Origin of the sequence: Enterobacter soli (genome assembly GCF_964208575.1) — a bacterium.
GTDB classification, from domain to species: Bacteria; Pseudomonadota; Gammaproteobacteria; order Enterobacterales; family Enterobacteriaceae; genus Enterobacter; species Enterobacter soli_A.
Genome location: NZ_CAXOFU010000002.1, coordinates 293623 through 315581, shown reverse-complemented (window position 1 = coordinate 315581; position 21959 = coordinate 293623). Strand labels below are relative to the sequence as shown.

Annotated in this window: 25 protein-coding genes; 16 read left to right on the top strand and 9 right to left on the bottom strand. The window is 59.3% G+C overall.

Going from position 1 to position 21959, the window contains the following annotated elements; genetic code table 11:
* Nucleotides 1-63: 63 nt before the first annotated feature.
* The 5 genes from bssS to mdtH all read right to left on the bottom strand — a co-directional run bounded on the left by bssS (nt 64) and on the right by mdtH (nt 3973).
* Nucleotides 64-318 (bottom strand): biofilm formation regulator BssS, encoded by a 255-nt coding sequence (gene bssS, locus AB6V08_RS03325; RefSeq protein ID WP_166716960.1) that lies wholly within the window; start codon nt 316-318, stop codon nt 64-66.
* A gap of 271 nt (nt 319-589) precedes the next feature.
* Entirely contained in the window at nt 590-835 is a 246-nt protein-coding gene (dinI, locus tag AB6V08_RS03320; RefSeq protein ID WP_368541321.1) for a DNA damage-inducible protein I, read from the bottom strand.
* Nucleotides 836-910: 75 nt separating this feature from the next.
* Nucleotides 911-1957 carry a dihydroorotase gene (pyrC, locus tag AB6V08_RS03315; RefSeq protein ID WP_368541319.1) on the bottom strand — a complete coding sequence of 349 codons (1047 nt, stop codon included), beginning with the start codon at nt 1955-1957 and terminating at the stop codon, nt 911-913.
* 125 nt (nt 1958-2082) lie between these two features.
* The gene (locus AB6V08_RS03310; RefSeq protein WP_368541318.1) at nt 2083-2643 is read right to left on the bottom strand and encodes a lipoprotein; all 561 of its coding nucleotides are present in this window, start codon (nt 2641-2643) and stop codon (nt 2083-2085) included.
* A gap of 121 nt (nt 2644-2764) precedes the next feature.
* On the bottom strand, nt 2765-3973 hold the full coding sequence (gene mdtH, locus AB6V08_RS03305) for a multidrug efflux MFS transporter MdtH (protein WP_368541317.1): 1209 nt from the start codon (nt 3971-3973) through the stop codon (nt 2765-2767).
* A 236-nt stretch (nt 3974-4209) separates the two neighbouring features.
* Here mdtH and rimJ point away from each other — a divergent pair, with 236 nt between their 5' ends.
* The 4 genes from rimJ (at nt 4210) to murJ (ending at nt 8048) form a co-directional block, all read left to right on the top strand.
* Nucleotides 4210-4794 carry a ribosomal protein S5-alanine N-acetyltransferase gene (rimJ, locus tag AB6V08_RS03300; RefSeq protein ID WP_368541315.1) on the top strand — a complete coding sequence of 195 codons (585 nt, stop codon included), beginning with the start codon at nt 4210-4212 and terminating at the stop codon, nt 4792-4794.
* Nucleotides 4795-4804: 10 nt separating this feature from the next.
* The gene (locus AB6V08_RS03295) at nt 4805-5458 is read left to right on the top strand and encodes a YceH family protein (protein ID WP_368541313.1); all 654 of its coding nucleotides are present in this window, start codon (nt 4805-4807) and stop codon (nt 5456-5458) included.
* Between the two features lie 2 nt (nt 5459-5460).
* On the top strand, nt 5461-6384 hold the full coding sequence (locus AB6V08_RS03290; protein WP_368541311.1) for a Gfo/Idh/MocA family protein: 924 nt from the start codon (nt 5461-5463) through the stop codon (nt 6382-6384).
* 128 nt (nt 6385-6512) lie between these two features.
* Nucleotides 6513-8048, top strand: coding sequence for a murein biosynthesis integral membrane protein MurJ (murJ, locus tag AB6V08_RS03285; RefSeq protein WP_368541310.1), 1536 nt, complete (start codon nt 6513-6515; stop codon nt 8046-8048).
* A 58-nt stretch (nt 8049-8106) separates the two neighbouring features.
* On the opposite strand, the gene flgN is transcribed toward murJ, so the two are convergent.
* From flgN to flgA, 3 genes are all read right to left on the bottom strand, one after another.
* Nucleotides 8107-8532 carry a flagella biosynthesis chaperone FlgN gene (gene flgN / locus AB6V08_RS03280; RefSeq protein WP_368541309.1) on the bottom strand — a complete coding sequence of 142 codons (426 nt, stop codon included), beginning with the start codon at nt 8530-8532 and terminating at the stop codon, nt 8107-8109.
* Between the two features lie 4 nt (nt 8533-8536).
* Entirely contained in the window at nt 8537-8830 is a 294-nt protein-coding gene (gene flgM, locus AB6V08_RS03275) for a flagellar biosynthesis anti-sigma factor FlgM (protein ID WP_368541308.1), read from the bottom strand.
* A gap of 93 nt (nt 8831-8923) precedes the next feature.
* A complete protein-coding gene (gene flgA / locus AB6V08_RS03270) occupies nt 8924-9583 on the bottom strand; it encodes a flagellar basal body P-ring formation chaperone FlgA (protein WP_368541306.1) in 660 nt (219 codons plus the stop codon).
* A gap of 157 nt (nt 9584-9740) precedes the next feature.
* Between flgA and flgB the strand changes: the two genes are divergently transcribed.
* The 11 genes from flgB (at nt 9741) to flgL (ending at nt 19592) form a co-directional block, all read left to right on the top strand.
* Nucleotides 9741-10157 (top strand): flagellar basal body rod protein FlgB, encoded by a 417-nt coding sequence (flgB, locus tag AB6V08_RS03265; protein WP_234673533.1) that lies wholly within the window; start codon nt 9741-9743, stop codon nt 10155-10157.
* Between the two features lie 3 nt (nt 10158-10160).
* A complete protein-coding gene (flgC, locus tag AB6V08_RS03260; protein ID WP_368541304.1) occupies nt 10161-10565 on the top strand; it encodes a flagellar basal body rod protein FlgC in 405 nt (134 codons plus the stop codon).
* An 11-nt stretch (nt 10566-10576) separates the two neighbouring features.
* Entirely contained in the window at nt 10577-11281 is a 705-nt protein-coding gene (gene flgD, locus AB6V08_RS03255; protein ID WP_368541303.1) for a flagellar hook assembly protein FlgD, read from the top strand.
* Between the two features lie 26 nt (nt 11282-11307).
* The gene (flgE, locus tag AB6V08_RS03250) at nt 11308-12516 is read left to right on the top strand and encodes a flagellar hook protein FlgE (RefSeq protein ID WP_368541302.1); all 1209 of its coding nucleotides are present in this window, start codon (nt 11308-11310) and stop codon (nt 12514-12516) included.
* A 20-nt stretch (nt 12517-12536) separates the two neighbouring features.
* On the top strand, nt 12537-13292 hold the full coding sequence (locus AB6V08_RS03245) for a flagellar basal body rod protein FlgF (protein ID WP_368541301.1): 756 nt from the start codon (nt 12537-12539) through the stop codon (nt 13290-13292).
* Nucleotides 13293-13303: 11 nt separating this feature from the next.
* Nucleotides 13304-14086, top strand: coding sequence for a flagellar basal-body rod protein FlgG (gene flgG / locus AB6V08_RS03240; protein WP_368541300.1), 783 nt, complete (start codon nt 13304-13306; stop codon nt 14084-14086).
* 57 nt (nt 14087-14143) lie between these two features.
* A complete protein-coding gene (flgH, locus tag AB6V08_RS03235) occupies nt 14144-14842 on the top strand; it encodes a flagellar basal body L-ring protein FlgH (RefSeq protein WP_368541297.1) in 699 nt (232 codons plus the stop codon).
* 12 nt (nt 14843-14854) lie between these two features.
* Nucleotides 14855-15952 carry a flagellar basal body P-ring protein FlgI gene (locus AB6V08_RS03230; RefSeq protein WP_368541296.1) on the top strand — a complete coding sequence of 366 codons (1098 nt, stop codon included), beginning with the start codon at nt 14855-14857 and terminating at the stop codon, nt 15950-15952.
* Nucleotides 15952-16908, top strand: a complete 957-nt coding sequence (gene flgJ / locus AB6V08_RS03225; RefSeq protein WP_368541295.1) for a flagellar assembly peptidoglycan hydrolase FlgJ — start codon at nt 15952-15954, stop codon at nt 16906-16908. The genes AB6V08_RS03230 and flgJ overlap by 1 nt, the downstream gene beginning before the upstream one ends.
* 75 nt (nt 16909-16983) lie before the next feature.
* Nucleotides 16984-18624, top strand: a complete 1641-nt coding sequence (gene flgK, locus AB6V08_RS03220; RefSeq protein WP_368541293.1) for a flagellar hook-associated protein FlgK — start codon at nt 16984-16986, stop codon at nt 18622-18624.
* Nucleotides 18625-18638: 14 nt separating this feature from the next.
* Complete coding sequence (flgL, locus tag AB6V08_RS03215) at nt 18639-19592, top strand: flagellar hook-associated protein FlgL (RefSeq protein WP_368541292.1); 954 nt, start codon at nt 18639-18641, stop codon at nt 19590-19592.
* A gap of 78 nt (nt 19593-19670) precedes the next feature.
* On the opposite strand, the gene AB6V08_RS03210 is transcribed toward flgL, so the two are convergent.
* A complete protein-coding gene (locus AB6V08_RS03210) occupies nt 19671-20885 on the bottom strand; it encodes an MFS transporter (RefSeq protein ID WP_368541291.1) in 1215 nt (404 codons plus the stop codon).
* A gap of 108 nt (nt 20886-20993) precedes the next feature.
* Here AB6V08_RS03210 and AB6V08_RS03205 point away from each other — a divergent pair, with 108 nt between their 5' ends.
* The gene (locus tag AB6V08_RS03205; RefSeq protein ID WP_368541290.1) at nt 20994-21929 is read left to right on the top strand and encodes a LysR family transcriptional regulator; all 936 of its coding nucleotides are present in this window, start codon (nt 20994-20996) and stop codon (nt 21927-21929) included.
* Nucleotides 21930-21959 lie beyond the last annotated feature (30 nt).

Here is a 21959-nt window from a genome sequence, read left to right as displayed (position 1 = left end):
ATACAAGGGAGAAATAAATAAGGCACCGCGAAGGTGCCTGTTGAGTGAAAAGTGGGCATAAGGTTAATGCCGTTTATACTCATTTTCCTGGTAGTCGCCAGATTCTATTTTTGCAATTCCTGCTTCTAAAATAGAAATAAACTGACGTGCAACGTCTGTGGTGAGCCACAGCGTCTGTCCAATTTCCGCTTCTTCACGGTTTGGTTGATTTGGGGTCTGGTAGTGCAAACGCAGCATCAGCGCATCGTAGCTATCTACGGTACTGATATCCCAGCCGACAAGCGGGTGGGTCTGGATGACTTCGCTATTCTTTTCCATTATAACCCCCGTAATACGTGTTAGAAGACAACGACTTTGAGGTTCAATGCATGTTTTTCTGAAGCAATTTCAGTATATCAATAAATAAGGGTTGTGAAGGGAAAAATAAAGAGGAAGCAGCACATTTTTCTGCTTTTTAGGATTGTTCGAGTAATAAAACACCAGGTTGTTCACGTTTTTTTAAGAAGAAGCCCAATTAATTTGAACTTAACGAAAAGGCAAAAAAAAAGCCGGGGCGACCCGGCAAAAAAACACAATGAGGGAGCAAGATTTAATCTGTGATGAACCAGTCGTCCGCGCTTTCCCACGTTTCTTGCAGGATTTCGCTGATGCGCTCTTTATCTTCTCTGGCACCGCCAATGACGGACAGATTGTTAGCGGCGGCATAGCGCACCGTTACGGCGCCACCGTTGTCCGGGAAGGTGTTGAGGATACGGCGGGATAACTCACCGGCCAACGCATCAAGCGCGCCGGCAGGCAGAACGGTGGTCCTGGCAATGGTGACTTCAATACGCATAAATGCCCCCTGTGTAATATACTGTTTATTTATACAGGTATATTATGCGTTTGACAACAAGGGGCATTGAATTTTTTAGCGTTTAACCGTCCACTGCACGGTTTCCCCGGCCAGGAACGGGATCAGCGTATCGTCCGTCAGGGCAATAGACTCTTCCACCTGGCTGGTTTTCCGCTCCAGTTCAATGAAGGTTTCATTTACCGGCAGGCCGTAGAAGCGCGGGCCGTTCAGGGAGCAGAAGGCTTCAAAATGCTCCAGCGCGTTCATCTCGTCGAACACGGTCGCGTAGCTGGCAAGCGCCGTCGGGGCGTTAAAGCAGCCTGCGCAGCCGCAGCTTGCCTCTTTACGATGGCGCGCGTGCGGCGCGGAGTCGGTGCCCAGGAAGGCGCGGGTAAAGCCGCTCGCCACCAGCTCGCGCAGCGCCTGCTGGTGAATATTACGCTTGAGGATCGGCAGGCAGTACAGGTGAGGACGCACGCCGCCCACCAGCATGTGGTTGCGGTTAAACATCAGGTGCTGCGGGGTAATGGTGGCGGCGATAAGCTCGTTGCCGTCGCGCACGTATTCGGCGGCGTCTTTGGTGGTGATGTGCTCAAACACCACCTTCAGCGCGGGCAGGCGCTGGCGCAGCGGCTCCATCACAGTTTCGATAAAACGCGCTTCGCGATCGAAAATATCAATCTCGGCGTGGGTTACTTCGCCGTGAACCAGCAGCGGCATCCCCAGCTTCTGCATTCTTTCCAGCACCGGCATGATGGCGTCGATGCTGGTCACGCCGTGGCTCGAGTTGGTGGTGGCGTTAGCAGGGTAGAGTTTGGCGGCGGTGAATACGCCCTCGTTAAACCCGCGCTCAACTTCATTGGGATCGAGCGAGTCGGTTAGGTAGCAGGTCATCAGCGGGGTAAAATCATGCCCGGCCGGAACGGCGTCAAGGATGCGCTGACGATACGCAATGGCGGCATCAGCGGTGGTGACTGGCGGAACCAGGTTAGGCATAACAATCGCGCGGCCGTAAAGTTCGCTGGTATAAGGCACGACGGTTTTCAGCATATCGCCATCGCGCAGATGGATATGCCAGTCGTCAGGGCGGCGGATTTTAAGAACCTGGGGTTGTGCAGTCATGGAAGCTCCGGCTTGTCAGGAATCAGTCATTGGATGGCTGTTTTTGCCGGACACAAATCATAAGCGGAAACGTTTTCGTTTGCACACATTTCCGTAAAAAAAGGCGCCGGAGCGCCTCTGTCATTTTAGTCGGTGAATGGAATAATGATTTCTCCCGGCTTCACCTCGATCCCTTTCGCGTATTTTTTCGCCAGAGACTCGCCTTTGCTCTTGTCTTCGCTCAGGACATACGCCGGCTGCTGGTTAAAGTAGCTGCGCAGGGACTGGTTCAGGTACGGCATCAGGGTTTGCATCACCGGCTTCATTTTGTCCGGCGAAACCTGCGCGTCCACCACTTCCATCTCTTGCAGGAAGATCGCGCCTTTCTCTTTATTAAAGACCGGCAGCGCCTTGAGCTTCAGCTTAATGTTGGCTTTTTGATTGCCAAACAGCGAGGTCATATCCAGGTTTGCGTCCCCGGAGAGGGTGACCTTGTTCGGCTCTTCCCGACCAATCTGGCTGCTCAGATTGCTCAGGACGATATGCGCGTCGGCCAGACCCGGCACGCCAATGTCTTTAGAAAAGTTATTATGCTTTTCCAGCGCCTGATTAATCTCCTGCTCACTGACGGTATATTGCGTAAGCTGGTTACAACCCACCAGCAGGCCGCTCACGATGAGCGCGGCGGCGATGACGATCTTCTTCATGGGGTTCCTCAAAAATATCGGCGCTTCTGTCCTGTTGCGACAGTATGTCAGTGTGAAATGGCGCAGACCAGCAGAAAAAACTGATAATAGCGGCGGGAGAGCGCTCCCGCCGGAGGAAAAGTCAGGCGCCGGGTTCGAGCATCCCGCTGGCGCTGCGCTTCTGGCTAAACTGCCACCACAGCGCGAGGAGCGTAATAAAGCCGACCACGCCGAGCATCATCCACGGCAGCTCGGGCTGATGCAGCGCTTTACCGGCATCGAACAGCCAGCCGCCGCCCGCGTACCCTAACGCGCCGCCGAAGGCCAAACCAAGACGGCTGAACCCCATGTAGCTGCCGCGCGCCCGGGCATCCGCGAGGGAGGCGCTCAGGGTTTCACGGGCAGGCTCGGCGATAATCGAACCGATATAGAAGGTGCAGATCAGCATAAACAGCTGCTGTAGCGTATCCACCAGGCCGATCGGCATCATGCTCAGGGTCATCAGCAGCAGGCCGGCCATTAGCCGGTGCTCCAGGCGAAAACGGCGTTCGCTCCAGCGGGCAATCGGATAGAGCAGCGTTAACGACAGGCAGGCTTCGATGGCGTACATCCACTTCACCGCCGCAGGGGAACCGGCAATATCGTTGACCATGATAGGCAGCATCAGCATCACCTGAACCGCCAGCATGTAATAGCCGGTCAGGGTCAGAACGTAGGTGACAAACCGTTTGTCGTGCACCACTCGCCCAAGCCCTTCACGCACGGGCGCTTTGACCGTCGACAGCTTCCACGCGGGCAGGAACAGGCCGTTAAACAGCGCGCAGAGGATAAACAGCAGCGCACCCGTGGCGCAGACCAGGCGGAAATCATACTGCAGCAGCCAGCTTCCCAGCAGGGCGCCGACCACCGCACCCGCGCTATCCTGCATCATTAATAGGGAGAAGAATCGGCCGCGGTGCTGCGGGCGGATAAGCTTGACCACCAGCGCGGTGCGCGGCGGGTCGAACAGCGTACCGCCGATCCCGGAGAGGAAGCAGGAGAACCACAGCAGCCACGGCTCGTGGGCGATCCCCATCGTCGCGAATCCCGCGGCGCGGAGCAGCATGCCGGTGACAATCATCGGTTTTGCGCCAAAGCGGTCGGCGATGGCGCCGCCGAATACCCCCAACCCCTGCTGCACAAACTGGCGCAGGCCGAGCGCAATACCGACCATTAATGCCGCCCACCCCATTTGATCGACAAAGCGAATCGAGATGAGGGGAAACACGACAAAAAAGCCGAGCACGACCAGCATGTTATCGACTAACAGGAAGTATTTACCCAGGTTCCGGGCCTGCGATACGCGGGACATTTTCCCTCCAGGGAAAATAAGATGGTGAGCACGCTAATATTCTGCGGTGTCGCCACCCGTTTTCCCACCCCGCCAGCGACAATATTTTTTTATCAAAAGGGTGCTTTGATAGAGAGTTCTCATCGAAATATGACAAAAGAGGTGAAAATGGTATGTCACTGTTTTCACAGACGGCAAAGGCGCAGGTATAGTAAAGCTAATGGGTTGAGCAGAAGTGACGGGAAGGAGTGGTATCGATGTTTGGCTATCGCAGTAATGTGCCAAAAGTGCGCCTGACGACGGACAGACTGGTTGTTCGGCTGGTGCACGAGCGTGATGCCTGGCGGCTGGCGGATTATTACGCCGAAAACCGCCAGTTTTTAAAGCCCTGGGAACCCGTTCGGGATGAGAGCCATTGCTATCCGTCAGGCTGGCAGGCGCGGCTCAGCATGATTGCGGAATTTCATAAGCAGGGCAGCGCCTTTTATTTCGCGCTGCTGGATCCGGAAGAGAAAGAGATTATCGGTATCGCCAATTTTTCAAACGTGGTGCGCGGCTCGTTTCACGCCTGCTATCTCGGCTACTCCATCGGTCAGAAGTGGCAGGGGCAGGGGCTGATGTATGAAGCGCTCACCACGGCGATCCGCTATATGCAGCGAACCCAGCACATCCACCGCATTATGGCGAACTACATGCCCCATAATCAGCGCAGCGGCAATTTACTGGCCAAATTAGGGTTCGAGAAAGAGGGATACGCCAAAGATTATCTGCTGATCGATGGTGAATGGCGCGACCACGTGCTGACGGCGTTAACTACCAAAGAGTGGACCGCAGGTCGTTAAGGAGAAAAAAATGAAATATCAGTTAACCGCTACCGAAGCGCGCGTGATTGGCTGCCTGCTGGAAAAACAGGTGACCACTCCGGAACAGTACCCGTTATCCGTTAACGCGGTGACGATGGCCTGCAACCAAAAAACCAACCGCGAGCCGGTGATGAACCTCAGCGAGCACGAGGTGCAGGACGTGCTCGACGAGCTGGTCAAACGCCACTATTTACGCACCGTCAGCGGGTTTGGTAACCGCGTCACCAAGTACGAACAGCGTTTTTGCAACTCCGAGTTCGGCGATTTGAAGCTCAGCTCAGCGGAGGTGGCGGTGATCGCCACGCTGCTGCTGCGCGGGGCGCAAACGCCGGGTGAGCTGCGCTCGCGTGCGTCGCGAATGCACGAGTTCCGCGATATGCAGGAAGTGGAGCAGACGCTGGACGGGCTCGCCGCGCGGGAAGACGGCCCTTACGTATTGCGTCTGGCGCGTGAGCCGGGCAAGCGTGAAAGCCGCTTTATGCACCTGTTCAGCGACGGCAGTGACGCGCTGCCGGCCGGCGCGGACGAACCGGAAAGCGCGGCTGCCGGCGACAGCCTGACGGCGCGCGTAGAGGCGCTGGAGGAAGAAGTTGCCGGGCTGAAGCAGCGTCTGGATGCCTTACTGGCTCATTTGGGGGATTAACCGTGACAACATTACGCGTAGGCGTGGTCGGGCTGGGCGGCATCGCGCAAAAAGCCTGGCTGCCGGTATTAGGCGCAGCGACCGACTGGACGTTGCAGGGGGCGTGGTCGCCCACCCGCGAGAAAGCGCAGCGGATCTGCGACACCTGGCGCATCCCCTATGCCAGCTCGCTACAGGATCTCGCCCGGGAGTGCGACGCGGTGTTTGTGCACACCTCAACCACCACGCACTATCAGGTGGTGAGCGAGCTGCTGAACGCCGGGGTTCACGTTTGCGTTGATAAACCGCTGGCGGAAAACGTTCAGGACGCCGAACGCCTGATTGAGCTGGCCGCCCGTAAAAATCTGGCACTGATGGTGGGCTTTAACCGCCGCTTCGCGCCGCTCTACCAGCAGCTGAAGGCGCAGTCTGGCGGGCTTGCCTCGCTGCGGATGGACAAGCACCGCACCGACAGCATCGGGCCGAACGATTTGCGCTTTACGCTGCTCGACGATTATCTCCACGTGGTGGATACCGCCCTGTGGCTGACCGACGGCAGCGCCCAGCTCAGAAGCGGCACGCTGCTCACCAACGATTGCGGGGAAATGGTCTACGCCGAGCACCACTTCGCCGTCGATCATTTACAGGTGACCACCAGCATGCACCGCCGCGCGGGCAGCCAGCGCGAGTCCGTACAGGCGGTGACCGACGGGGCGCTGTATGACATTACCGACATGCGCGAGTGGCGGGAAGAGAAGGGCAGCGGCGTGGTGACGCTCCCGGCGCCGGGCTGGCAGAGCACGCTCGAGCAGCGCGGTTTTGCGGGCTGCGCGCGGCACTTTATCACCTGCGTGCAAAATCAGACGGTTCCTGAAACCTCCGGCGAGCAGGCGATTCTGGCGCAGCGCATTGTGGAGCGGCTCTGGCGAGAGGCCATGAGCGAATAACGCCCGGTAACATCTGCGGATAGTAATTCGTTGAAATCCGGTTAGACTAAGCGCCGCTTGTTGGCTTTGCCGGGTGGCGCTTATGCCTGCCCGGTCTACAAATCCGTAGGTTGTGGAAATTCACGTTAATGAACTTATTAAAATCGCTGGCGGCAGTCAGCTCGATGACCATGTTTTCTCGCGTGCTGGGCTTTGCGCGCGACGCTATTGTGGCAAGGGTGTTTGGCGCAGGAATGGCAACGGACGCCTTTTTCGTGGCGTTCAAGCTGCCGAACCTGCTGCGTCGTATTTTTGCGGAAGGGGCATTTTCCCAGGCCTTCGTTCCCATCCTGGCGGAGTATAAAAGCAAGCAGGGCGACGATGCGACGCGCGTCTTTGTCTCCTACGTTTCCGGGCTGTTGACCCTCGCGCTGGCGGTGGTGACGGTGGTCGGGATGCTGGCTGCCCCCTGGGTGATTATGGTCACCGCCCCCGGCTTTGCCGATACGGCGGATAAATTTGCTCTGACCTCCCAGCTTCTGCGCATTACCTTTCCCTATATTCTGCTGATCTCGCTGGCCTCGCTGGTGGGGGCGATTCTGAACACCTGGAACCGCTTCTCGGTGCCGGCCTTTGCCCCGACGTTCCTGAACGTCAGCATGATTGGCTTTGCGCTGTTCGCCGCGCCGCACTTCAACCCGCCGGTGCTCGCGCTGGCGTGGGCGGTCACCGTCGGCGGCGTGCTGCAGCTGGCGTACCAACTTCCGCACCTGAAGAAGATCGGGATGCTGGTGCTGCCGCGCATTAACCTGAAGGATGCCGGGGCGATGCGCGTGATCAAGCAGATGGGGCCTGCCATTCTCGGGGTTTCCGTCAGCCAGATCTCGCTGATCATCAACACCATTTTTGCCTCTTTCCTGGTCTCCGGCTCGGTCTCCTGGATGTACTACGCCGACCGCCTGATGGAGTTCCCGTCCGGCGTGCTTGGGGTGGCGCTCGGGACCATTCTGCTGCCGTCCCTGTCGAAAAGCTTTGCCAGCGGTAATCACGACGAATACTGCCGCCTGATGGACTGGGGCCTGCGCCTGTGCTTCCTGCTGGCGCTGCCGAGCGCGGTGGCGCTGGGCATTCTCGCTAAGCCGCTGACGGTGTCTCTGTTCCAGTACGGCAAATTCAGCGCCTTCGATGCGGCCATGACCCAGCGCGCGCTGGTGGCCTACTCCGTGGGCCTGATGGGGCTGATTGTGGTGAAAGTGCTGGCGCCGGGGTTCTACTCCCGCCAGGACATCAAAACCCCGGTGAAGATCGCCATCGTGACGCTGATCATGACCCAGGTGATGAACCTCGCGTTTATCGGCCCGCTGAAGCATGCCGGCCTGTCGCTGTCGATTGGTCTGGCGGCCTGTCTGAACGCCGGGCTGCTCTACTGGCAGCTGCGCAAGCAGGATATCTTCACGCCGCAGCCGGGCTGGACGAGCTTCCTGGTGCGCCTGGTGATTGCGGTGCTGGTGATGTCGGCGGCGCTGCTCGGCATGATGTACGTGATGCCGGAATGGTCGCAGGGCACCATGCCGTTCCGTCTGATGCGCCTGATGGCCGTTGTGCTGGTGGGGATTGTGGCCTACTTCGCGACCCTGGCGGTACTTGGCTTTAAGGTGAAAGAGTTCACCCGCCGGACGGCATAAACGACAAAAGGGGAGTCACCCGACGGTGCTCCCCGCTGCCTGATTTATCGCTTACGCGTTAAATCGAAATCTTTTTCCCGCCGCTGATCCGCGCCGTCGCCGTCTGACCATCCGCGCCGTACAGTCCGGTCTCTTTATGCGGCTTTAACACCTCAAGCGCCTGCTGATTACGCTCGATTTGACCTTCTAACAGCCAGCCGTTGTGCTGGTTGAGATCGCGCAGGTGTCGGGTTTTTTCGGTAATCGTCTGCCAGCGTTCGACAATTTCATCGTTCGCGCTGCGCTTCGGATCTTGTTCATCGCGACGCTGCTGTTCCAGGTAATCCAGCGTCGCCAGTAACGAGCTTTTGTCTTCCGTAATGCGCTGTAGCGCGCTGCCGTTGAGCTGGCCGGAAGAGAGGTGCTGCTGTTCCGCGTCCATCACCGTTTTCAGGTCGTTCAGGACAACCGTCATTTGATCCAGTATTTCTGACAGTCGACTCATACGGTTAGTTACTCTGCAAGAAACTCTGCGCGTCCTGAATCAGCGCATCTGCGATTTTGCTGGTGTCCATTTTCAGCTCGCCGTTACGAATCGCCGTTTTCAGCTGTTCAACACGTTCCATATTGATATCGCTGCTGCCTGGCTGCATCAGCTTGGCCTGGGCATCGCTCAGGGTCACGCTGGTGCTGTTCGCCGTGGTCGGTTTTTCCACACGCGCTTTCTGCGGCGTCGCGTCATTCGTTTCGCGAGGTTGTACAGTGCTAACCGGCTTCAGGGCTGATGTACGATCAATGCTCATAGTGTTGTCCTCATCGAGGGTTCGCGGCGTTTGCGCCTGACTTCATCATTTGTTGAATATTTATCGGCACGCGCCGCGAAATCTTTAAAAAGATTATAGGTTAATCAGAATATTCCCATCAGCACCGACGGTGCCGCTTACCACCTGGCCTGAGGACATCCTGACCCGGGCATTTTGCGCGACGGCGGCGTTGTTCAATGCCTGGCCTTCGCTGTTGACGCTAAACCCGTCGCCGTTAGCAACCACCATCACCCGCTGACCCGCTTTTACCCGCCACGCCTGGCGCAGCATCGAGAGCTGAACCGCCTGGCCCGGCGCGAGATCGCGCAGGCTAACCGCATCCTGGGCCTGATTGATGTCGAGCATGGTGCGCGGCGGAAGCTGATCCAGCCGGCCGCGCTTGAGCGTAACGCTGCTGGACTGCAGCACGCTGCCCCGGGCAATCGGCTGGGCGGCGACAACATAGCTGCCCGTCGCCTGAACGGCAACCTGGAGATAGCGTTTCTCGTTAGCGCAGCGCGCCAGCACGTTCACGTTGCCCCACAGCTTTGCACTGCCGGTGACGCTAAACGAGGGCTGGTCGCAGGAGGGATAAAGATTGGGCGGCGTGCGCACGGTGACGCTAACGTCATCGCTAAAGCCTGCCAGCTGCTGCGCAAAAAACGCCGTGAGTTGTTCCTGCAAGCCTTCCGCCTTCGCCAGAGGGCTCAAAAGCAAGAGGGTTGCCGCCAGGCCACTTTTCAACGTCCGCATCGCACGCTCCACCGTTTTAAGAATTGAAAGGATTCTACCTTCAGTGGTTTTGCATCAACGCAATAAATAGCGACGCATTTTGCGCTTATTCCGTCGATAAGGCAGACGGGTTGAGATTTAAGCTGTGAACTGAAATTTTGCCATCAGCGGAGGAGACATGCTCGATAAACTCGACGCTGCCTTACGTTTTCAGCAGGAAGCGCTCAATCTGCGCGCCCAGCGGCAGGAAGTTCTGGCCGCCAATATCGCTAACGCGGATACCCCCGGGTATCAGGCGCGCGATATTGATTTTTCCAGTGAGCTAAAAAAAGTGATGGAGCGCGGACGTGCCGAAGGGACGGGGGTTGCGCTCGCCATGACATCCTCACGCCATATTCCTGCTCAGGCGATGACGGCGCCATCCACCGATTTACTTTACCGCATCCCTGACCAGCCATCCCTTGACGGAAACACCGTCGACATGGACCGGGAGCGCACGCAGTTTGCCGATAACAGCCTGCAATACCAGACGGGCCTGACCGTGCTCGGCGGACAGATTAAAAGCATGATGAGCGTCCTCCAGGGGGGCAACTAATCCATGGCTTTGCTGAATATTTTTGATATCTCCGGTTCGGCGCTGGCGGCGCAGTCCAAGCGTCTGAACGTGGCGGCCAGTAACCTGGCGAACGCCGACAGCGTGACCGGGCCAGACGGACAGCCCTATCGCGCAAAACAGGTGGTCTTTCAGGTCGACGCTGCGCCGGGCGCGGCGACGGGCGGCGTGAAAGTCGCGGACGTGGTAGAGAGCCAGGCGCCGGACAAGCTGGTCTACGAGCCGGGTAACCCCCTCGCGGACGCCAGCGGCTACGTAAAAATGCCCAACGTGGACGTGGTTGGCGAAATGGTCAACTCCATGTCCGCCTCGCGTAGCTATCAGGCTAACGTCGAAGTGCTTAATACCGTGAAGAGCATGATGCTCAAAACACTCACTCTCGGCCAGTAAAGGAGACACGCATGTCCATCGCCGTCAATGTGAATGATACGACCAACTCGGGCGTGACCAGTACCAGCACAAGCTCCAGCTCCCTGACGGGCAGCAGCGCTTCCGATCTGCAAAGCAGCTTCCTGACGCTGCTGGTGGCTCAGCTGAAAAACCAGGATCCGACCAACCCGATGCAGAACAACGAACTGACCACGCAGCTTGCGCAGATCAGTACCGTTAGCGGCATTGAAAAGCTCAATACCACCCTTGGCTCCGTGTCCGGGCAAATCGACAACAGCCAGTCCTTGCAGGCCGCGAACCTGATTGGTCACGGGGTGATGATCCCGGGCACCACCATTCTGGCCGGTACCAGCACCACCGATGGCACCAGCACCACCTCGACCACGCCGTTTGGCGTTGAGCTGCAGCAGGCTGCCGATAAAGTCACCGCCACCATCAAAGACGCCTCCGGCGTGGTCGTGCGCACGATTGACATCGGCAAGCTGGAAGCGGGCGTTCATACCTTCACCTGGGACGGCAGCCTCACCGACGGCAGCACCGCGCCGAACGGGTCGTATACCGTGTCCATCGCCGCCAGCAACGGCAGCACCCAGCTGGTAGCGCAGCCGCTGCAGTTCGGCCTGGTGCAGGGCGTGATTAAGAGTAGCGACGGCAGCAAACTGGATTTGGGTACAACCGGTACCACCACGCTCGACGAAGTTCGGCAGATTATCTAAGCCTTAATACTTATCAGGAGTAAGTCATGGCCTTTTCTCAAGCGGTCAGCGGCCTGAATGCTGCGGCCACCAACCTGGACGTCATTGGCAACAACATCGCCAACTCCGCGACCTACGGTTTTAAATCCGGTTCTGCTTCTTTCGCAGATATGTTTGCCGGTTCCAAAGTGGGCCTCGGCGTTAAAGTCGCGGGCATCACCCAGGACTTCACCGACGGCACGACCACCAACACCGGTCGCGGCCTGGACGTGGCTATCAGCCAGAACGGTTTCTTCCGCATGGTGGATGCCAACGGTTCCGTGTTTTACAGCCGCAACGGTCAGTTCAAGCTGGACGAAAACCGTAACCTGGTGAACATGCAGGGTCTGCAGCTGACCGGTTACCCGGTTGCGGGTACGCCGCCAACGGTGCAGACCGGCGCAAACCCGCAGGCGATCTCTATCCCGACAACCCTGATGGCGGCGAAATCCACCACCACGGCTTCCCAGCAGATCAACCTGAACTCCACGGACGAAGCGCCGACCACCGCGTTCGATCCGACCAACCCGGACACCTACAACAAGAAAGGGACGGTGACCGTTTTTGACAGCCAGGGTAATGCGCACAACATGAACCTGTTCTACGTCAAAGATGCCTCCCCGGCTAACTCCTGGAAAGTGTACTCCCAGGACGGCAGCGTTGCGGGCAGCACCGCGTCGCTGGCCACCACGCTGACCTTTGACGCTAACGGTATTCTGACCGGCGGCGGCAGCGTAAACATTTCGACTGCGACCATCACCGGCGCAACCCCGGCCACGTTTGCGATGAGCTTTGCTAACTCCATGCAGCAGAACACCGGCGCGAACAACATCGTGGCAACCAACCAGAACGGCTACAAGCCGGGCGACCTGGTGAGCTACCAGATCAACGACGACGGCAGCGTTGTGGGTAACTATTCCAACGAACAAACCCAGGTTCTGGGCCAGATCGTGCTGGCGAACTTCGCCAACAACGAAGGCCTGAAGTCAGAAGGCGATAACGTCTGGTCTGCGACGCAGTCCTCCGGCGTTGCCCTGCTGGGCACGGCGGGCACCGGTAACTTCGGTACGCTGACCAACGGCGCGCTGGAGGCCTCCAACGTTGACCTGAGTAAAGAGCTGGTGAACATGATCGTCGCGCAACGTAACTACCAGTCGAACGCGCAGACCATCAAAACCCAGGATCAGATCCTCAACACGCTGGTTAACCTGCGTTAAGCGGCTGACAGGAACGCGCAATGGATCACGCAATATATACAGCGATGGGCGCGGCAAGCCAGACGCTCAATCAGCAGGCCGTTACCGCCAGCAACCTGGCAAACGCCTCCACGCCGGGCTTTCGTGCGCAGCTGAACGCGCTGCGCGCCGTGCCGGTGGAAGGGCTCTCTTTACCGACGCGCACCCTGGTCACGGCATCGACCCCTGGCGCCGACATGACGCCGGGGCAAATGGATTACACCGCGCGCCCGCTGGACGTTGCGCTGCAGCAGGACGGCTGGCTGGCGGTGCAAACCGCCGACGGCGGCGAGGGGTATACCCGCAACGGTAACATCCAGGTGAGTGCGACCGGGCAACTGACCATTCAGGGTCATCCTGTGATGGGCGAAGCCGGCCCGCTCACCGTGCCGGAAGGCTCTGAGCTGACCATCGCTGCGGACGGTACCATCTCGGCGTTAAACCCGGGTGACCCGGCCAACACCGTTGCGCCCGTTGGACGCCTGAAGCTGGTTAAAGCGGACGGCAAAGAGGTCCAGCGTGGGGATGACGGCATGTTCCGTCTGACCCAGGCTGCACAGGCCACGCGCGGGGCGACCCTGCAGGCTGACCCGACCATCCGCGTGATGTCCGGCGTGCTGGAAGGCAGTAACGTCAAACCGGTTGAAGCCATGACCGATATGATCGCCAGCGCCCGTCGTTTTGAGATGCAGATGAAAGTCATCAGCAGCGTTGACGAGAACGCCAGCAAAGCTAACCAACTTCTGTCTATGAGTTAACAGGACTTCTTATGATCAGTTCTTTATGGATCGCGAAAACGGGCCTGGACGCGCAGCAAACCAATATGGACGTGATTGCCAACAACCTGGCAAACGTCAGCACCAATGGTTTTAAGCGCCAGCGCGCCGTGTTCGAAGATTTGCTTTATCAAACCATTCGCCAGCCGGGCGCTCAGTCTTCTGAGCAAACCACGCTGCCGTCCGGTTTGCAGATTGGTACCGGCGTTCGTCCGGTGGCGACCGAGCGTCTGCACAGCCAGGGCAACCTGTCCCAGACCAACAACAGCAAAGACGTGGCGATCAAGGGCCAGGGCTTCTTCCAGGTGCAGCTGCCTGACGGCACCTCTGCCTATACCCGCGACGGCTCGTTCCAGGTGGATCAAAACGGCCAGCTGGTGACCGCGAGCGGTTACCAGGTTCAGCCTGCTATTACGATCCCGGCGAATGCCCTGAGCATCACCATCGGGCGTGATGGCGTGGTGAGCGTCACCCAGCAGGGACAGGCTGCGCCGGTTCAGGTTGGCCAGCTCAACCTGACCACCTTCATGAACGATACCGGTCTGGAAAGCATTGGTGAGAACCTCTACACCGAAACGCAATCCTCCGGCACGCCGAATGAGAGCACCCCGGGCCTGAACGGTGCCGGTCTGCTGTATCAGGGCTATGTCGAAACCTCGAACGTTAACGTCGCGGAAGAGCTGGTGAATATGATCCAGGTCCAGCGCGCGTATGAAATTAACAGTAAAGCAGTGTCGACGACCGACCAGATGCTGCAAAAACTGACGCAACTCTAAGGGGCAGGCCGGGGCGGTAAACGCCGCGCCGGCTCCCTGTTTTTGAAGATGAAGGCAATGCAAAAACACGCGGCGTTTCGTTATCCGATTATGACTGTCCTGGCGGTTACCCTGAGCGGGTGTGCCTGGATCCCGTCTAAACCATTGGTTGAGGGTGCGACTACCGCCCAACCCGTTCCCGGCCCTGCGCCGGTGGTGAACGGCTCAATTTTCCAGACCGCGCAGCCGATCAACTACGGCTATCAACCGCTGTTTGAAGACCGTCGCCCGCGTAACATCGGCGATACGCTGACCATTGTGCTGCAGGAAAACGTCAGTGCGAGCAAGAGCTCCTCGGCGAACGCCAGCCGCGATGGCAAAACCAATTTTGGCTTCGACACCGTTCCACGCTACCTGCAGGGCCTGTTTGGCAATGCGCGTGCGGATGTGGATGCCTCTGGCGGCAACACCTTTAACGGTAAAGGCGGCGCGAACGCCAGCAACACCTTCAGCGGCACGCTGACGGTGACGGTTGACCAGGTTCTGGTTAACGGCAACTTGCACGTCGTGGGTGAAAAACAGATCGCCATCAACCAGGGCACTGAGTTCATTCGCTTCTCCGGTGTGGTTAACCCTCGCACCATCAGCGGCACCAACACCGTACCGTCCACCCAGGTGGCGGATGCGCGCATCGAGTACGTCGGCAACGGCTACATCAACGAAGCGCAAAATATGGGCTGGCTGCAGCGCTTCTTCCTTAACCTATCGCCGATGTAAGCGAGGTGACCTATGCTTAAATCCCTCTTTGGAATCGCGCTGGCGCTGGTGGCAACCTTTGCCCAGGCCGACCGTATCCGCGATCTCACCAGCGTACAGGGCGTTCGCGAAAACTCGCTGATTGGCTACGGCCTGGTGGTGGGTCTGGATGGTACGGGTGACCAGACCACCCAGACGCCGTTTACCACCCAGAGCCTGAACAACATGCTCTCCCAGCTCGGTATCACCGTGCCGGCGGGCACCAACATGCAGCTGAAAAACGTGGCGGCCGTGATGGTCACCGCCTCCTACCCGGCGTTTGCGCGCCAGGGGCAGACCATCGACGTGGTGGTCTCCTCAATGGGGAACGCCAAGAGCCTGCGCGGCGGTACGCTGCTGATGACGCCGTTAAAGGGCGTCGACAGCCAGGTCTACGCGCTGGCGCAGGGTAACATCCTGGTTGGCGGGGCAGGCGCTTCCGCGGGCGGCAGCAGCGTGCAGGTGAATCAGCTAAACGGCGGGCGCATTACCGGCGGGGCGATCATAGAGCGCGAACTGCCAACCCAGTTCGGCAGCGGTAACACCATCAACCTGCAGCTGAACAACGAAGACTTCACCATGGCGCAGCAAATCGCCGACACCATCAACCGCAGCCGCGGCTACGGCAGCGCGACCGCGCTGGACGCGCGCACCGTGCAAATTCGTACCTCGACGGGCAGCAGCAACCAGGTGCGGATGCTGGCGGACATTCAGAATATGGAAGTGAACGTGCCGCTGCAGGACGCGAAGGTCATTATCAACTCCCGTACCGGCTCGGTGGTGATGAACCGCGAAGTGACGCTGGACAGCTGCGCCGTGGCGCAGGGCAACCTCTCGGTGACGGTGAACCGCTCCGCCAACGTCAGCCAGCCGGACACGCCATTCGGTGGCGGCCAGACGGTGGTGACGCCGCAAACGCAGATCGACCTTCGTCAGAGCGGCGGCTCGCTGCAAAGCGTGCGCTCCAGCGCCAACCTGAACAGCGTGGTGCGGGCCCTGAACGCCCTGGGCGCAACGCCGATGGATCTGATGTCCATCCTGCAATCCATGCAAAGCGCAGGCTGTCTGCGTGCCAAGGTGGAAATTATCTGATGCTGACCGATAGCAAACTGCTGAGCAGCGCGGCCTGGGATGCCCGGTCGCTCAACGAACTGAAAACCCAGGCGGGTAAAGATCCGGGGGGAAATATCCGCCCGGTCGCCCGCCAGGTGGAAGGGATGTTTGTCCAGATGATGCTCAAGAGCATGCGTGAAACCCTGCCGAAGGACGGTATTTTCAGCAGCGACTCCACGCGGCTCTACACCAGCATGTATGACCAGCAGATTGCGCAGCAGATGACCGCCGGGAAAGGCCTGGGTCTGGCCGACATGATTGTTAAACAGACCGAGGCCGCCCAGGGCATTCAGGGGCAGGAAGACCAGCCGCAGCAGGTGCCGATGAAGTTCGACCTGCAAACGGTGACCAGTTATCAAAACCAGGCGCTGACGCAGATGGTGCGCAAGGCGATCCCGAAAGCGACGCCGGCCAGCGACGAGCCGCTCTCCGGCGACAGCAAAGACTTCCTCGCCCAGCTCTCGCTGCCAGCCCGTCTTGCCAGCGAGCAGAGCGGGGTGCCGCACCACCTGATTCTGGCGCAGGCCGCGCTGGAATCCGGCTGGGGCCAGCGTCAGATCCGTAAGGAAAACGGCGAGCCGAGCTTTAACATCTTCGGCGTGAAGGCCAACGCCAGCTGGAAAGGGCCAACTACCGAGATCACCACCACGGAATACGAAAATGGCGCGGCTGTGAAGGTCAAAGCCAAATTCCGTGTCTACAGCTCGTATCTGGAAGCCCTGTCAGACTACGTTGGCCTGCTGAGCCGCAACCCGCGCTACACCGCGGTCACTCAGGCGGCAACGCCAGAGCAGGGGGCGCAGGCGTTGCAGAACGCGGGCTACGCCACCGACCCGAACTATGCGCGCAAGCTCACCAGCATGATCCAGCAGCTGAAATCGATGGGCGAGAAGGTCAGCAAAGCCTATAGCACGGATCTCGAAAATCTGTTCTGAAAGTTCTCAAGTCCCGGTGGAGGCTGCCGATAACCTTCATCAGGACTCGTGTCTGAAAGTGTAAAAGGAACCCCCATGTCCAGTTTGATTAACAGCGCCATGAGTGGCCTCAGTGCTGCACAGGCGGCACTCAATACCGTCAGTAATAATATTTCAAGCTATAACGTGACAGGTTATACCCGCCAGAACACCATTCTGGGGGCGTCTAACAGCACGCTGACAGGCGGTGGCTGGGTTGGCAACGGGGTGTATGTCTCCGGTGTGCAGCGTGAGTATGATGCCTTCATCACCAACCAGCTTCGCGCAGCGGATACCCAGAGCAGCGGCCTGACCACGCGCTATCAGCAGATGTCGAAAATTGACGACGTGCTCTCTGATACCACCAACTCGCTCTCCACCACGCTGCAAAGCTTCTTCACCAGCCTGCAAACGCTGGTCAGCAACGCGGAAGATCCGGCTGCACGCCAGACGGTTCTCGGCAAAGCGGACGGGCTGATTAACCAGTTTAAAGTGACCGATCAGTATCTGCGCGACCAGGATAAGCAGGTCAACACCTCTATCTCCAGCAGCGTCGATCAGATCAACAACTATGCGAAGCAGATTGCCAACCTTAACGATCAGATCTCACGTCTGACCGGCGTTGGCGCGGGTTCATCCCCGAACGAGCTGCTCGATCAGCTCGACCAGCTGGTCAGCGAGCTGAATAAAATTGTGGGCGTGGAAGTGGCCGTGCAGGACAGCGGTACCTACAACGTCTCCTTCGCCAACGGCTACACCCTGGTGCAGGGCAGCACGGCGAACCAGCTGGCGGCGGTGCAGTCGAGCGCCGATCCGTCGCGCGTCACCGTCGCCTTCGTTGATGCCGCCTCGGGCAACGTTGAGATCCCGGAAAAGCAGCTGACCACCGGCTCGCTGGGCGGATTGCTGAACTTCCGCGCTAACGATCTGGACAACGCGCGTAACTCCCTGAACCAGATGGCGCTGGCGTTTGCCGATGCCATGAACAAGCAGCACGAAGCGGGCTTCGACGCTAACGGCGATGCGGGCGGCAAGCTGTTTGACTTCGGCTCTCCGGCGGTGCTGGGCAACACCAAAAACACCGGCACGGCGTCGGCAACGGCCACCGTGACCGACAGCACCGCGGTGCAGGCGACCAACTACAAGGTGGAATACAACGGCACCAACTGGACCGTGACGCGCCTGTCCGACAAAACCAGCTTTACCGCCACGCCGGATGCCAGCGGCAATCTGGCGTTCGACGGTCTGAACGTCAACATCAGCGGGTCTGCGAATAACAAAGACAGCTTCCTGGTCAAGCCGGTGAACGACGTCATTGTTAACATGGATCTGGCGATCTCCGACGAGTCCAAACTGGCGATGGCGTCCGCCAGCGACAGCGGCGACAGCGATAACACCAACGGACAAAAGCTGCTGGATCTGCAAAGCGCGAAGAAGGTAGGCGGTAACAAAACCTTCAACGATGCCTACGCGTCGCTGGTCAGTACCGTGGGGAGCACCACCGCGGCGCTGAAAACCAGCAGCGCGACGCAGACCAACGTGGTGACTCAGCTGACCAAGCAGCAGCAGTCCATCTCCGGGGTGAACCTGGACGAAGAGTACGGCAACCTGCAGCGCTATCAGCAGTATTACCTGGCGAATGCCCAGGTGCTGCAGACCGCCAGTACGCTCTTCGATGCGTTAATCAACATTCGCTAAGGCCGGGGTGAGAAATGCGTATTAGCACTCAAATGATGTACGAGCAGAGCATGCGTGGGGTGACCAGCTCCCAGAGTCTCTGGCTCAGCTATGGCGAGCAGATGTCCACCGGCAAGCGCGTAAACCGCCCGTCGGACGACCCGATCGCCGCGTCACAGGCCGTGGTGCTGTCTCAGGCGCAAACCCAGAACAGCCAGTATGCGCTGGCGCGTTCTTTCGCCACCACCAAGGTCTCTCTGGAAGAGAACGTCCTGACGCAGGTCACGACCGCGATCCAGAGCGCGCAGGAGAAGATAGTCTATGCGGGCAACGGCACGCTGAGCGACAACGACCGCGCGTCGCTGGCAACCGATCTTAAGGGGATTCGCGATCAGCTGATGAACCTGGCAAACAGCACCGACGGTAACGGTCGCTATATTTTTGCCGGTTACAAAACCGAAGCGCCGGCCTTTGATTCCGCTACCGGAACCTATGCGGGCGGCACGACGCCAATCAGCCAGCAGGTAGACTCCGCGCGCTCGATGCAGATCAGCCATACCGGAACCGAAGTGTTCGACAACTTCACCAGCAGCGCCAAGCCCGAGCCGGACGGCAGCGCTCCGGAAACCAACCTGTTCAAAATCCTGGATTCCGCCATTGCCGCGCTGAATACCCCGGTTGAAGACGATCAGACCACGGCGGACGCCATGAGCGCGATCATCGACAAAACCAACCGCGGCCTGAGCAACTCGCTGGATAACGTGCTGACGGTGCGTGCGGATCTGGGCACCAAGCTCAACGAGCTGGACAAGCTGGATTCTCTGGGGGACGACCGCGCGCTGGGGCAGACTCAGCAGATGAGCGACCTGGTGGACGTGGACTGGAACTCGGTGATCTCCTCTTACACCATGCAGCAGGCGGCCCTGCAGGCCTCCTATAAAGCATTCAGCGATTTGCAGGGCATGTCTCTGTTCCAGCTGAACAAGTAACGTCTTGACCTCTTAGAACATGTCTTGAAACTGGGCATGTTTTGACTGCCCAATCCGTGCATGGATTGGGCATTTTTTTTAGAGCGCCTCTGCCCGCAGGGCATTGACCCGGGCGCTCTCCATCCAGCGGATCGCCAGGGCAATCGCACCGCACAGGGTTGCCAGCGCCACCACGCCGGACCAGCCTGCGACGGCGTAAAGAGAACTGCCCGCCACCGACCCCAGCGCCATGCCGATAAACACCACCGTAAACAGCAGGGCGTTCAGGCGACCGCGCGCCTGCGGCTCCAGGCTGTAAACCAGATTCTGGTGCGCCACCAGGCTCGATTGCAGGCCAAGGTCAAACCCGACGGCGGAGAGGGCAATCAGCATCAGCTGGCCGTGAACGCCAAGAGCCGGCATCAGGAACATCAGGGCAAACGACACCGTGACCAGCGCCGCGCCAAGCTGCGTAACCCGGCCCGCGCCCAGCCTGTCCGCCAGTCCGCCCGCCAGCGGCGCGGCTAGCGCACCCGCCGCCCCGGCGATACCAAACCCGCCCGCCACGGCGCTGCCGAGGTGATAGCGCTCGAGCAGCATCACCGCCAGCGTAGACCAGAAGGCGCTAAACGCGATGGAGAGAAAGCCCTGTGCCAGCGCCGCGCGACGCAGGGCAGGGTAGCGACGCCACAGGTGCTCCATCGAGCGCAGCAGCGCCGGGTAGCTCAGGGTTGAGTGCACCGCAAAGCACGGCAGCACCCGCCACATCGCCAAACCCGTGAAGGCGATGCTGACGGCGGCCAGCTGGTACATCACCCGCCAGCCAAAGGCTTCACCCACCACGCCGCTGACGGTGCGCGACAGCAAAATCCCGAGCAGCAGGCCCGTCATCACCGTGCCCACCGTTTTACCCTGCCGGCCTTCGGGCGCCAGAATGGCGGCGGCGGGGACGATATCCTGCGCCATGGTTGCCGCCATCCCGATGAGCAGGCTTGCCAGCAGCAGCGCGTGCAGCTGTCCGGTCAGGCTACAGCCGAGTAAAAAGAGGGCCAGGGCCGCGCTTTTTATCAGGATCAGCGTCCGGCGGTCGTGGCGATCCCCCAGCGGCAGCAGGAACAGAATGCCCAGCGCGTACCCGGCCTGGGTCAGCGTCGGCACAAGCCCCATGCCTTCGATGCTCAGATGAAGATCGGCACCCATCAGCGGCAGCAGGGGCTGCGCGTAGTAAATCGACGCGACGCTAAAACCCGCGCCTATCGCCAGCATCAAAATGACCCAGCGGCTAACGGCATGGGGAGCGGTTGTTGTGTTCATAAGATCTTCCTCACGTTTGTGTGAGTGCATTTTTTACCAGGACGGCTTGCGGCGGTAGACGGCCCGGTGGTAAAACGCTTATACGTTTAACGTATAGCCAGTAAAAATATGAAGCGAACTGAGCGTATAGACAGAGTCGAGCTGATGCGCACCTTTGTGCGCATTGTTGAGGCGGGGTCGCTCTCCGCCGCGGCAAGGCAGCTTGATACCACCCAGGCCACCGTCAGCCGCCGCCTGCAGTCCCTGGAAACGGTGCTCGGCGTGCGGCTGCTGCTGCGCACTACCCACACCACCCGGCTGACGGACGACGGCGAGCGCTGCTATCAGCACGCCCGGCGGGTGATTGACAGCTGGCTGGCGCTGGAGGACGAAGTCGGGCAGACGGAGGACGAACCGGTCGGCGTGCTGCGGGTTCGCGCCCCCCACGCGTTCGGGCAGGAACAGCTTTTAAAGCCGCTCACCCAGTTTTTACAGCGCTACCCGCAGCTTTCCGTGGAGTGGATGCTCAACGACAAGTCGGTGGATTTCCTGAGCGACAACCTCGACTGCGCCATTCGCGTGGGGGCGGAGATCGACCCGGCGACCGTTTCCGTGCTGCTGGCGGAAGTGCCGCGCTGCGTGGTGGCCTCCCCGGCGCTGCTGGCTGACTTTCCGGCGGTCAACGCGCCGGAGGATCTCCCCGCGCTGCCGTGGATTGCCATCAACACCTTTTACCAGCGCCATATCGAGCTGTACAACGGAACATCCTTGCCCGCGCGTGTGGCCATTTCACCGCGCCTGAGCACCGACAGCCTGTACGTGGCGCGCAACACGGCGCTGAGCGGGCTGGGCGTGGCGGTGGTGTCGAGCTGGACGGTAGCCGAGGATATTCAGGCGGGGCGTTTAGTGCATCTGCTGCCAGACTGGCAGCCAGCGGCGCTGCCGGTTCATCTGGTCTATCCCTGGTCGCGGTATTACCCGGCGCGATTAAGACGCTTTCTGGAGATGATGCGTCAGGTGATGCCGGACATCGCCGGAATGCGTAGGCCCGTGAGCGAGAAATAAAAAAGCCGACCCGAGGGTCGGCTTTTATTA